Here is a 13,838-nt window from a genome sequence, read left to right as displayed (position 1 = left end):
GATTCACCAGTACTGCTAAACCTCAAATCAACCCAAGATCCTGTAATAAAATCAGCCGAGAGTAGACGCCAATATTAACCATTGTTATCATTATAACTTATTATAACCTGCTGCCCGCGAGGTAGTGCCTATTCTGAAGCACACATTACCGTTGCCAAAGGTCTCAAATGAATATACATATAGTCTCACAAAAAAATTGAGATCTGAAATTATGCATGTAAAATACATGAGGACGCGAACACGGGTATAACTACAGGTCTTATTTCAGTATTAATACTGAGGTATAAATTCACTCACTGCAATTTATCTTCGTATATGTCTAAGATGGGTTCGCTTTATACACTATCAGTTCTTTTTCTTTTGAGCATGGAAGCTTTCTCCCAGTCACCACTAGAAAAAGTTAAATTCTCGAAGCTAACAGTAGCCTTATCCAATCCGAGTGTATCCTGTGTGCTACAGGACTCCCGTGGTTTTTTATGGGTTGGCACCATGGATGGGCTCAATCGATTTGATGGCTACGATGTTACTGTATATCGCAATGAACAGGACGATACAACAAGCCTTTTAAAAAATGCTATCCTCAATATATACGAAGACAGTCGCAGCGTGTTGTGGGTGAGCACAAGCAGTGGTGGCCTTCATGTATACAATCGCCAACAGGACAATTTCAAACGCCTACCGCAGTACTCATTCGACTGTGAAGTATCCGAATTTCATGAAGACGACACCAGCTTGTGGATTGCAGGCGTACGTCATAACAAAGCGTTTGTAAACCAGATAGACAAGAAAACGAATCGACACCGGTACTTTGAGCTTTTTGATTCACACAGCCCGGTACATTCACTCATACCCGCATCCGATCATGAGTTTTGGGTGGGTATTCGTGAACGCGGGCTGTTCCGCTGGAATTTAAAAGATAACCAAATTTACCGTCAAGGGCCTCCAGCAGAAAGCTTTCACCAGATGGTAAAAAGTAGTGTTCATGATTTATGGATTGCTACCGGTAAGGGGTTACAAAAGTATAATGCAGCAACGCATGAATATATACTATATAACACACATTCCACTCCTGCACTGCCGATTGATAATGTACTCAATCTGTGCATGGATGGAAAGTATCTTTGGATCGGCACAGAGAACGGTGGCCTTTGCAGGCTTAATACTATTACCAATGAACTGTTAACGCTTCAATCCAATAAAAATGATCCTGCCTCGCTCCCTGACAATTCGGTCCATGCGCTTTGCAAAGATCGACAGGGACGAATATGGATAGGTACTTACTCGCATGGCGTGGCAGTAATAGACCGGTTGGGCGAGAAGTTTATGGAAGTAGATATACCGCTGGGAAACGCTGTTGTAAATGCGATCATGCTTGACTCAAAGCAACGCCTGTGGGTTGGCACCGAAGAGGGCCTGATCGTGAAATCACCACAAGGCCTAAAACACTTTAGACATACAGCGGCAAAAGAAAGCTTGCAGACAAACCCTGTCCTTTCCATCTACCAGGACATACAACAACGCATTTGGGTAGGTACCTGGGGAGGTGGTCTCCATCGTTATGACGAAGAGCATGATAATTTCATTCACTACATGCCCGATAAAAAAAATAAAGGAAGTCTCTCGGATGCCAATGTATTTTCAATATGGCAGTCAAGTGAAACGCAGCAGCTACTGGTGGCGACCTATGGTGGACTGAACGTTCTCTCCGATGAACATACAGGCACCTTTGAACATGTCCGCGAAAAACAGTATGAATTTAACAACTATATACATACTATATATGAGGGCAAAAAAGGAGATCTCTGGATCGGTACCCTCGAAGAACTTCTGCGCTACGACCATACGCAAAAGAAACTCAGCAGGTTCGAGACCGCGACACATTCCGATTCGGTGCACGTGGGCGGTCTTTGCAATAGCATACTGGAAGACTCTCGTGGCCGACTCTGGGTAGGAACGGCAAAAGGTCTGCATCTGCTCATCAATGGCAAGTTCAAAAAAAGATATACCACTCGCGATGGACTGCCCAACAATATTATACAAAGTATACTGGAGGATAACGCCGGCAATCTCTGGCTGGGTACAGCGGTTGGCATATCTCGGTTTAGTCCGGATGATGGTGTATTCCGGAACTTTGATATCGCCGATGGAATGCCCGGCAACGACTTTAGACCTCGTGCATGTTTGCGTAACGACAACCACCAGTTCTTCTTTGGAGGTAAAGGCATTTGTGTTTTTAATCCAGACAGTGTTCGTGAAAATCCATTTATACCCAAGGTTGTCATTACCGAACTCGGCATTCTCAATGAGCCTGTGAAGCCCGGTGATTTCGGGGGTATATTGAAAGACCAGATCAGTGAAACCAGCACAATCACACTTCCTGCTGAATACAATTTCTTTTCGCTAAAGTACGCGGCCCTGAACTTTACCAGCACAGCAAAAAATCAGTACGCCTATAAATTGGAAGGCTTTCATACAGATTGGAACTATGTAGGCAACCAGCGGTCCGTTATGTTCACCAACCTTGATCCGGGTATATATACCTTTAAAGTGAAAGCGAGCAACAATGATGGGGTCTGGAATGAACAAGGAACCTCTTTAACGATCCATATACTGCCACAGTGGTGGTGTACGTGGTGGATAAAACTATCGGCTATAGTCTTCCTGGGCGCAGGCATTTTAACAGTCTATAGATTACATATTCGAAACATCAAGAAGCAGAACAAGATACTGGAGCTACAGGTACGCAAACGAACAGAGGAACTCGCACACCAAAACGAAGAGCTTACTCAGAGCCAGGAAGAGATATCAGCACAGCGCGACGTAGTATCTGAACAGAACCTTGAATTACAAGCCGCCCGGCAAATCATCGAGAAACAAAACAAAGAAATAACCACACGAAATGAAACACTGGAGGCGGAGGTAGAAGAGCGCACACGCGACTTAGTAGAGTACAATCAGCAACTCGAACAATTTGCCTTTATCTCGGCCCACAACCTGCGGGCTCCGGTGGCCAGGATACTCGGCCTTGGTCATATACTCGATATCGGTGAGAGTGATCTGCAAGAGATCCGGTCAATCGTTGAAAAAATTGTTTTTACCACAGAGGAACTTGATTGTGTTGTGAAAGATTTAAATACGGTGCTCGACGTACGGCGGAATTCCACCACGGTGATTGGAGCTATCAAACTCCGGGAAGAGCTACGCCTGGTCAAAATAAACCTTGAGAAAGAAATCCAGGAGACTCAGACTTTATTTATCGAGGACTTTTCTGGCGGTGATACACTTTGGGCTGTAAAGCCCTATATCGACAGTATATTCATGAACCTGATCGGCAATGCCATCAAGTACCGCCACGCGGAAAGAACGCCCATTATCAAGATACGCTCAGAGGTTCAAGGCGATTACCTTCACATAACCATACGGGACAATGGTCTGGGTATAGATTTGAATGTATGCAAAGAGAAACTCTTTATGCTTTATAGCCGTTTTCATTGGCACGTAGAAGGAAAAGGAATGGGATTATTTTTGGTAAAGACTCAAGTCTCTGCGATGGGCGGAAAAATTGATATCGAGAGTTGTCCCAATGAAGGGACCTGCTTCCGGCTTTCGTTCAAGCATGCACCTGGCACTTGAGCGCCATAACAAAAACAGGTGTGTGGTGACTGCCACCCCCGTCTTGCTCGGAATATATACTTAATCCTATTTTTTATGAAGAGTACATTCGTACCACTCGGTTTTTTGCGAACCCGCGATCGGTATATATAGCCTGCAATATTCTCAGCAGTAAAAATCAGGACACGTATTCAGCCATTCTCCAGCGCTTGTTTCATCGGCAAAATACTCCCGGCCAATACTCTTAATGAAGGTACCTGCATTCACAATAGCCTTACAGGATTTGTTAAAAACATCTATGGGGACAACGAATGCTATTCTGCGAATACCGGCCGCCAAAAGTTTACCATACCAAATGTTGCCAAAGTATTCCCTGGTGCCGGGAGGATATAAGCTTACCTCCTGGAGATTAATGACGCATTTACTGAGCTTATAAAACTGTATCATCTTATATGCATACTCGGTGACATGAACCAGTTCCTCATAGGCAAGAAATCCCTGACACCCAAAATAGATGAGCTTTTGTGCAGGGATGTAAACAACATATGCCTTTTCTGTAATGAAGTTCTCCATGGCTCACTTATTGCATTTGTAATTTACGTGCTATAGCAATGGACACTATATCTGGTTGATCATGCATTGATTTTCTTTCCACTTTATCTACTTGCATATCGGACGAGGAATGACTCTTCTTTTGTGTAACAAATAATACCGCTGTAATGGGTTATGCAAAATTATAGTGGGTGGTGCCGGTAGAGGGTATCGATTCGTCTCATTGAGACGAACCAAAAGTCCAATCATGAGATTGAAAATCTTTTGAGCCTGTATACTTTTCGACCTTCACTCACCAGCGCATGGAAGGGTGCTATAGTTTATGCATGTGTACACACCCAAAGTTACTTGCTCGTACCTTTTACCCCCGAACAGCAAGCCAGGTAACAAACGAGAAAATCAATATATACATCATCATTTCAAGCAACAGTAGGATTTTAAGTTTTCGTTTCAAAGACAGTATATTTGTTCACCAAAAATATGCAGGTATATTTTCTTGGACCGTAACCAATAATCCGAAAAGAGGTAACAATTCTTTAGCGTACAGCTTTTTCTCTGCTAGTTTCTCCGCTTACCATTCGCATACGCGGAAGGCAGTACGTGATATTGATTTTTAAAATGACGAGCAAAATACTTTGGATTATTGAAGCCCACGCGATAGGCTACTTCGGAAACTGAAAGCTGGCTTTTCTCCAGGAGCTGTGCTGCATGTTGCAGACGTATCGTACGGATGAGTTCCAAGGGAGCTTTACCGGTGAGTTCCTGCACCTTTCTAAAAAACTGAGCGCGGCTTACACCGAGCTCACGGCTTAGATCTATGACCGTAAGTTCACTGTTGGATATATTGTTTTCGATCGCCTGGATGGTACGTTGTATAAACTGTTCATCTAAGGAGGTGACTTGTATTTCGCTTGCCTTCACTCCGCTTTTTCTTGCAAACAATGTGCGCAGGTCTTTACGCAGCGAGATCTGGTTACGGATTCTTGATTCCAGTATTGGAAAGCTGAAGGGCTTGGGTATATAATCATCGGCACCTACTTCAAATCCTTCAAGTCGTTGTTCTTCGCCTGAACGCGCTGTGAGAAGTATAACCGGTATATGAGATACCCGTTGATCCGATTTAATTTTCTTGCAAAGCTCAATACCATTCATGTCGGGCATCATCACATCGGTTACGATCAGGTCGGGGTATTCTGAAATTGCTTTCTTCCATCCCTCCTCTCCCGTTTCCGCCTCAATAACAGAATAGGATGTCTTCAGATTATCTTTCAAATAGAAACGAAAATCTTCGTTATCCTCTACGAGTAAAATCAACGGCTTACCGCTAGACTCTATATCATTTTTCTTTGGACCCTCAACGGCAGCTATAGGCTCACGTATAGTTTCATGAACGGCCTGCACCAATTTTCGCAAGGGTAACACTACAATAAAAGAACTTCCCTTTCCCGGTTCACTTTCAACGCGAATCGTTCCTCCGTGAATTCGTACAAACTCTTTTGTTATAGCCAGTCCTATACCACTGCCCTGGTTCAAGATGGAGCTCGGTAGATCACTTTGAAAAAAGCGCTCGAAAATCAGCTCATGTTTTTCTGTCGGTATTCCGATTCCCGAATCCTTGACGATGATTTCAATAATACTATTTTCAACAGAATCCCTGGCGTTTACAACTACCGAGATTTCTCCATTGCCCATGGTAAACTTGAAGGCGTTGGACAGAAGGTTGAACAGGATCTTTTCTACTTTATCATGATCAAATATAGCTTCCAGTGCTGAAGTGTTTGATTCGAAGGTAAGCCTGATATTTTTTTTCTCTGAAAGGTCAGCAAACGAATATACGGTCTCGCGTATGAAGTCGATGATGTCACCTTCGGATGGATGAAAGCGGATATCATGAACTTCCATTTTTCTGAAATCCAGAAGCTGGTTGACCAGGTTTAGCAATCGCTTTGCGTTTCGTTGAATGAGATCTATATTCTTTCGCTGCTCGACATCATCGACTTTTTCACTGAGCTTTTCCAGTGGCGAGAGGATGAGTGAAAGCGGCGTTCTGAATTCATGGCTCACGTTGGTAAAGAACCTGGTCTTCATCATATCCAACTCGCGCGATCGTACCACTTCCTCCTGCTGTTGCTTGATGGCATACTTCATTTGCTCGCGTTGCTGGATAAGCTTACGTGTTGCATAAAGAAGCACGATTAATACAATCATGTAAAGGATATAGGCGTTCAGGGACTTCCAGAAAGGAGGAAGCACTTTGATGGGAAGTGAAATGCCTTCTTCATTCCACACCCCGTCATTGTTTGTGGCCATGACACGAAATATATAGTTACCGGCATTCAGGTTTGTGAAGGTTACTCTTCTGTTGTTTGCATCGGTTGACAACCAATCCTGGTTAAACCCTTCAAGTTTATATTTATATTTTGTTTTGGAGGGCTGTGTAAAGTTGAGTGTGGCGAACTCTATTGAAAAAACATTATCACTTGCTGCCAATACAACCGAGGGATTCGTGGTGATGGAAGACGACAAGGTAAAGTGAGTATCATGTTTACTTCCACTTCCCGGGCGGACGCTTTGATTGAACAATTGAAAATCTGTGAACACAAGCCGTTGGGTAGTTTTGCTATGTTCGATATTGCCGGGGTTGAAAATATTGAAGCCGTTGTTGCCTCCAAACACGAGTTCTCCACTCTTCAATCGAAGTGAAGCATCTTCATTAAATCGCTGACCTTGTAAACCGTCGGCCTCGGCGTAATTGGTGACCCGAAGCTGCAGGCGTTTACCTTGGGGAGTGAATGTAGCGCATGAAAGTCCATCCTGCGTACTTAGCCATAGCCGTCCTTGTGCATCTTCCTCCATTCCCATAATTGCATAATGGGGCAATCCATCTTTCTCTGTATAGTTGATAAACCGGTTCGTTTCCTTTTGCCATAAACTAAGCCCACCGGCTGTTCCGATCCACATGCGTCCCTTCGAGTCTTTGAGTATATTCAGGATAACATTATTGACAAGGGATGTCGTATCGTTGTTCTGCGATTCGAAATGAACTATACTTCCGGAATCTTTCATCAATACATCTATACCAATAGAGGTTCCAAACCAGAGATTACCCTCGTTGTCTTCTGTGATCGATGAAATATAGTCTGAACGAAGTGCTTTTCGATCGGGAGGAGAATAGCGTGTAAAGGTCTTTGTTTCTCTGTTAAAAAGGTTAACACCTCTGTCAAGTGTACCGATCCAAAGCCGGTGTTGTGAATCTTCAAAGATCTCCCATACACTTTTACCGGACAGACTCGTAGGGTCCTGAGCACTGTGCTGATAACGGGTGAACTTGCTGCCATCAAAACAGTTCAGTCCTCCGAAGAAAGTACCAATCCATAGCTTATCCTCATGGTCAAGATACATACTGACAATTACGTCACTGCTCAGACTGTGTGGGTCCTTTGCATTATGTTTGTAGCTCGTATACCGGCCACTTTTCCGGTCAAGATATAACAACCCCCCTCCGTTTGCTCCAAGCCAAAGGTTGCCTTTCCGGTCTTCAACGAAATGATTTATATCTTCAAACGGCAAGGCATATGGCTTAGAGTGTCGATTATAGACTGGAAACCGCGCCATGCTCTGATGGAAATAGTTCAATCCTTTTTTCAAAGTGCCTATCCAGATGATACCTTCCTGATCTTTAATGGCTGTGGTAATGGCGCTCTCGCTCAGGGCTGTTTCACTGTAAGAATCATGCGTGAGGTTCTTTACAGAAAAGTTTGTTTTATCGACAACATCAATTTCACCATTCTCATAAATCCAGATATAGCCCTGATCATCGTGTATAATAGACGAAATCAAATTGGAACTGAGGCGTGTAGTTTTAGAATTTGTATTAAAACGATATATCTTATGCTTACTTGTGTTGTAGTAAAACACACCTTCGTCTGCATTGGAGATGTATACCCAAAGATCTCCGTCCCTATCAATTACCAATTCACTTTGTAAAAGCCGGTAGGGGTCGGGTGCGTAAGCCGGCAAAAATGAAATTCGCTTTACCACGGAGAGTTTGCCTTTTTCAAATACAGCATTCTCCATAACACCATTACCATGTGCGATCCAGTAGCTTCCGTCCTTGTGACGGGCGAGCGAAGTGACGTTGTTGGTGGCGATGGTGGTGGTATCATTGTCAGCATGCTTTATGGACAGTGCGCTTTTTTTACTCTCATTATAGCACACCATGCCGTTGTTACGCAGCAAAAACCAGTAGTTGCCGGCTTCATCATGAACAATATTAACAAGGTCATCCGGGGTGGTGATTGAGAACTTCTGAAGAAATCGGGAAGCAGTAGAGAACCGCTCGGTGGACGGATTAAAAAAGCAAACACCATTGCCCGTTACCATGCCAAGTTCTCCGCCTGGTGCAGCAAATAGTCTTACTATGTTATCATTATGAAGAGACGTGGAATCCGCAGGATCATTGCGATATATTTTTATTGAATAGCCGTCAAAGCGATTAAGGCCGGACTCCGTTCCAATCCACACGAATCCCGTCTTATCCCTGTATATTGCTTTTACGTAGTTATGTGACAGTCCCTGACGAACATCAACATGAAGAAAGCGCTGTTGCTGGCCAATGGATTGAATAACCAGGGAAACCAACAGAAATATTGCGATGAACCAACCCGGTCCGAAAAAAAAATTCTCTTTCACAATTTCACTCGATAGTTAAAATCAATTGATACTATGGACACGCAGTGTCCGATAACTTTTTATCAATTTCACTAAAGATACAAATTGTTGTCATTCGATACTTATAATCCACGTATCGCGAAACGTATAGCGCGACATCCGCCTGTATTCGTTGCAAAGCTTTTGTGCTTCTTCTTTTGTGGAGGGGGCATTATTCATGTGCACTATATAATAATGTTTCTCAGGATAATACGCAACATCTGCCGGGTATTTTGCGCGCTTCAGGTTAAATGCATATTTCTTTGCATACCCCGCCGAGTGGAATACTCCCACCACCACATAATGTCCCGGGGATAACCGGTTTCCGGAAAGTGATTTTACTTGCTCTTTATTTTGATCTTCAGACTGAGCCTGTATATCGGTAAGGGTATCAACAGGAGATTTCAATTTTCCGGTGGCTGTGTTTTGCTCTTGCCTGGCTATATCTTCATCTATACCGGGTACACTTGATTCCATAGCCTGCGAGGACACATCTATATTTTTAATTTTAGTCTTCCCTTCCGTTTTGATCTTTTTCCCCAGCCGGACAATCAATTGTACTTCATGTGTACCGCTCCCCAGAGCACTTTTATCACCGGCTGCAAATTCGTAGGCATATCCCAGTTTCAATTTATCTTTGATATTCACGCCGGCAAAAGCAGAGGCGCCAGCGCTCTGTCGATAGGAAGCGCCCACCCACCCCACATTGTTAATTCGCAAGGAGCCTAAAGCTTCCAGTTGGGCATCGCTGTTTTCATAGGTGCGGTATATCAACATCGGCTCGAAAACAATTCGCTGATTAAAGAATATACCATAGCTCACAGATGATATCGTATTACGAACCGGGTTAAAACTAATTTTATTGAAGTCGTTTTCAGCAGCAATATAGGAGTTGAAAAGACGTGGTATAGCAAAAGCAAGCTTAAAATTGCCGCGTTGATAATGCATACCGAATTGCCCTTCGAACGATGATGTTGTTCCGACCACAGGGTCGTTTGTATACCCGTCACCGGAATGAATGGAGACACTGGTTACCCCTGCCGAGAGTCCGAAAACGATTTTGTGATTATCATTGACATTCTTGCCCAGGTGTACTTGGTAGGCAAATGTAGCAAGACCCGTAGTTGTTTTTAACACACCTGCTTTATCCTGGTATCCCGTGAAAGCAATACCAGCCCGATAGCTCAGTGGTAAATGAACACTGAGTGTTCCGGTCGTTGGTGCACCTTCAACACCTGCCCATTGACTTCTATAGTTCAGGTATACTTCGCTGTACCCATTGGGGGCTGCAAATGATGGATTATATAGAAACGGATTAAGAAAGTAGTGACTATATACCGGACTTTGCTGTGCATGTAGTGAGTACGTTATAACCAATAACGCAGCGAAAACTAATATTCTAAAAAGTAAATTCATTTCAGTCGGGCAATCGTTACGCTACCGGTTTGTTTCGAATTATCGGCACGCCGGATGACGTAGAAGTATGCGCCATCAGGAAGTGGTCTGCCGTTTGAAGTTCCATCCCAAGGGGTAGAATACCCTGTAGACGAATATACTTTCTGTCCCTGGCGATTATAGATTACAATTTCACAACCATCCAGCAGGTAAGCGTTTTCAATGTTCCATGCTTCGGTGCTTATGTCACCACGGCTGTCAGGAGAAAAGAGCTTGGGAATTTTTAAGGCAGCTTCATCTATACCTTGAAAGTTAGCCTGAACAACTATATCGCCGTTCACGGTTACGGTTTGTGATGCAGCAGTACCCGCTATATCACCACTCCAGCTGATAAACGTATATCCGGCTGCTGCAACTGCTTCAATCGTTGCGATAGCACCCGAGGTATAGGAACCTGTTCCTGTCACCGAGCCTCCGGCTGCAGGCACAACGGTAGCGCTAAGCGTAAAGGTGGTTATGCTGAAGTTGGCCGTAACCGTTTTGTTACTGCTCATCGTTACAGTAACGGATGCTGCAGTTCCCGTTACATCGCCGCTCCAACCGGTAAAAGTATATCCTGCTGCTGGTGTTGCTGTGAGGGTCGCCTCACTGCCTGCATCGTACATTCCCGCACCCTCTATACTTCCTCCGTCCGATGGCGATGCTGTTGTGGCCAGTGTATACTTTGTTGTGTTGGATTGTAGCTGAAAATTCGCTGTCACATTTTTATCGCCGCTCATGGTCACCGTAGTGGAAGAAGCACTTCCCGTTGCATCACCACTCCAGCCGGTAAAGGTATATCCGCTTGCTGGTGTTGCTGTAAGCGTTGCTGTAGCTCCTGTTGTGTATGACCCTGCCCCGCTTACTGTACCACCGGCAGCGGGTGACGCTGTAACGGTAAGAGTATATTTGGTTATCTGAAAGTTTGCAGTAACAGACTTGTTGCCCGTCATGGTCACTGTAGTGCTGGCATTCGTCCCGGTTGCATCACCACTCCAGCCTGTAAAAGTATAGCCTGTAGCGGGTGTAGCGGTGAGCGTTGCTGTAGCTCCGGCTGTATATGTTCCTGCTCCACTTGCTGTACCGCCAGCAGAAGGTGTTGCTGTGGTAGTAAGGGTATATTTAATTTGCTCGAAGTTGGCGGTAACAGTCTTGTCGCTGGTGATGTCCACGGCAACGGAAGCGCCAGTTCCGGTTACATCGCCACTCCAACCTGTAAAAGTATATCCTGCTGCAGGTGTTGCAGTGACTGTTGTCGTACTTCCTATAGCATATGTACCTGCACCGCTTACAGTACCCCCGGCAGCGGGTGCCATGGTAGCGGTAAGAGTATATTTGGTCAGATCGTCCCAATATACAATTCCACGCGCCGAGGTGTTGCCCGTATAGACTCTTCCGAAAATATTGGGATCACCCAGCATGAGCTCCGCTCCGCCAAACTGATGTGCGTCGTCATTCATTTTAACCCAGGTTGCTCCCTTATCTACAGATCTGAAAAGTCCTCTTACTCCCTTCACAGTTCCCCAGATATATATAGCAGGATACGAAGTGGATGAAATTGCTTTACCAATGCCAACCGTTTTGCAATACGTAACGCTGGTAACAGTTGTATAGGTAGCCCCGTGATCGGTAGAATATTTAAGACCGTTATCCACCAAGGGCACCCATAGATGTCCTTCGTTTCCAGGTACGGTGCGTATGAATGTAGATGTCCACGGTGTCGACGTTGCCCCCGGGGTTCCTGTCACCGTGAAGCTTACGCCTTTGTTGGCGCTTGTCAGCATCTGTCCGGTGGACGCATTGAAGATGTAGAAGTAATTGCTGTTTACCAGGTCACCCGCAGGAATGGCGCCTGTCACCGTACTTCCGCCTGCAGCTATCCAGCTGGCACCATTGTCAGTGCTATAGTAGGTAGTGGACGAGTTATCGGGACAGTGAAGTATAGTGCCTCCATCAGCACTTATGGCTACTCTTCCTCCGGAACCTTTGTTGGTTGCACAGCCAGTCCATGTAGCACCCTGGTCTGTGGAGTAGTATACATGGGTTCCTTCGTTGGTTGCCCGCACAAGTTTTTTCGTGCTCTTACCCGCATAAGCTATACTCCTGTTTGTACCAACACTGGGCTGGTGCCTTTTTGCGGGAAAGGCATTTAGATCACTGTGAACAAATCCCTCTACATCACCCAGGGCAGAAACAAGTGGACCTCCCGGTATAGATATAGCATCGAGGAGCGCTGTTTCTTCTATTCCCTTCACATCAAATTTCCAAACAGGAACTGCTGCATCGATGTCTCCGCAGGTAAGGATCCCGGCGCCACCGACTGACCGTACCTTTTTGCTATCCATCGGATCAAACTCAATGGATTCCACCCAATGTGCCATGCCATCGAACCATCCGATACCGCCGTTATCATACTTGCTGTCACTTCCGTTCTTTAAGGTCCAGGTGGCTCCACCATCAGCAGAAAAAAAAATAAAATCCCCCCACGAAGTACCATACATATGATTTATATATATCCCCGTTGTTGACACCACTACCCTGTTTACATTTGCCGGATCGATATTAACACCTCCGTAAGAAAGATTATTACTTTGAGGAGTAACATTTGTCCACACACCTGTAGTAGTATTGAGTTTATATACCCTACCCGCTCCACTGGTTCCAGGTCCTTCGCTATCAGCAAGCGTAACATACATCGCTGTGCCCTTTAGCACAGCACGGTGTGGCATATACTGTATATCTGCCGATACATCCGTGAACGTTATACCTCCATCTATACTCTTGTATATATTTGCACCACCAGTTCGTGAAATGCCGATGTATATAGTCTTGGTTACCCCACCGGACGCGCTGGCAGGATCGAATAAAACAAAGCTGATGCCGTTGGAGTTTGGAGTAGCTGTCACGCCATCCCAGGCCTGTATCCACGTGTTTCCAGCATCGGTACTTTTCCATAATCCGTTGTATCGTGTACCACAGAAAATAACATTGCTATTGCTGGGGTCTACCACAAGGCGCTCGCCATTGCCACGACCGTACCCATTTCCGTGTGTCTTGAACTTCGATGTCACATCGATAACCGAGAAGGTCTTTCCCTTATCAGTTGATTTTACTATCGCTGTCATCCCCGAGCTCAAATAGCTGATGCCGCAAAGCATATATATATTGTTGGGATTCTGCGGATCGATTGCCAGCGATTCCACGCCCGAAAGCCCTCCCTGGCTGTCAGAAATCCAGTCCAATATTTGTACCCACTGGTTGCCTGCTGCATCCCATCGATAAGCACCGCCTACATCAGTACGACAGTATATATCTCCGCTTTTTACATCGGATATAATACCCGTTACGAATCCGCCACCACCAATGGCTACCGTGTTACTCTTAAACTGAGCGTAGGTTTGCAAACCACAGAGGAAACAAATCCATACGAATGCACAAGTAAAAATTCTTTTTCTCATTGCTTACTATTAAATTATTCTTTAATGCTATCTACTTTTTAATGTCATCTACTTCTTTTCATGCTCAAGAGC

Annotated in this window: 5 protein-coding genes; 1 reads left to right on the top strand and 4 read right to left on the bottom strand. The window is 44.8% G+C overall.

All coding sequences use genetic code 11. The annotated features are described in order from the left end of the window. The first annotated feature begins 366 nt into the window (after positions 1 to 366). Positions 367 to 3,633 carry a sensor histidine kinase gene (locus tag B5Y40_RS11505; protein WP_159453673.1) on the top strand — a complete coding sequence of 1,089 codons (3,267 nt, stop codon included), beginning with the start codon at positions 367 to 369 and terminating at the stop codon, positions 3,631 to 3,633. A 144-nt stretch (positions 3,634 to 3,777) separates the two neighbouring features. On the opposite strand, the gene B5Y40_RS11500 is transcribed toward B5Y40_RS11505, so the two are convergent. The 4 genes from B5Y40_RS11500 to B5Y40_RS11485 all read right to left on the bottom strand — a co-directional run bounded on the left by B5Y40_RS11500 (position 3,778) and on the right by B5Y40_RS11485 (position 13,766). Next, positions 3,778 to 4,185, bottom strand: a complete 408-nt coding sequence (locus tag B5Y40_RS11500) for a hypothetical protein (RefSeq protein WP_079686793.1) — start codon at positions 4,183 to 4,185, stop codon at positions 3,778 to 3,780. Between the two features lie 537 nt (positions 4,186 to 4,722). Further along, positions 4,723 to 8,856 carry a hybrid sensor histidine kinase/response regulator transcription factor gene (locus B5Y40_RS11495; protein ID WP_079686792.1) on the bottom strand — a complete coding sequence of 1,378 codons (4,134 nt, stop codon included), beginning with the start codon at positions 8,854 to 8,856 and terminating at the stop codon, positions 4,723 to 4,725. Between the two features lie 90 nt (positions 8,857 to 8,946). Next, complete coding sequence (locus B5Y40_RS11490) at positions 8,947 to 10,290, bottom strand: PorP/SprF family type IX secretion system membrane protein (protein WP_079686791.1); 1,344 nt, start codon at positions 10,288 to 10,290, stop codon at positions 8,947 to 8,949. Beyond that, a complete protein-coding gene (locus B5Y40_RS11485; protein WP_143785704.1) occupies positions 10,287 to 13,766 on the bottom strand; it encodes an InlB B-repeat-containing protein in 3,480 nt (1,159 codons plus the stop codon). Before B5Y40_RS11485 ends, B5Y40_RS11490 begins: the two co-directional genes overlap by 4 nt. Between the last annotated feature and the right edge of the window lie 72 nt (positions 13,767 to 13,838).

Source organism: Ohtaekwangia koreensis, assembly GCF_900167975.1.
Lineage (GTDB): Bacteria > Bacteroidota > Bacteroidia > Cytophagales > Cyclobacteriaceae > Ohtaekwangia > Ohtaekwangia koreensis.
This window is presented reverse-complemented; position numbering and strand designations above follow the sequence as displayed.

Excerpts from the sequence above, each read along its gene's own strand:
- B5Y40_RS11505 (WP_159453673.1), top strand. The coding sequence starts at position 367 with ATGGAAGCTTTCTCCCAGTCACCACTAGAAAAAGTTAAATTCTCGAAG.
- B5Y40_RS11500 (WP_079686793.1), bottom strand. The coding sequence starts at position 4,185 with ATGGAGAACTTCATTACAGAAAAGGCATATGTTGTTTACATCCCTGCA.
- B5Y40_RS11490 (WP_079686791.1), bottom strand. The coding sequence starts at position 10,290 with ATGAATTTACTTTTTAGAATATTAGTTTTCGCTGCGTTATTGGTTATA.
- B5Y40_RS11485 (WP_143785704.1), bottom strand. The coding sequence starts at position 13,766 with ATGAGAAAAAGAATTTTTACTTGTGCATTCGTATGGATTTGTTTCCTC.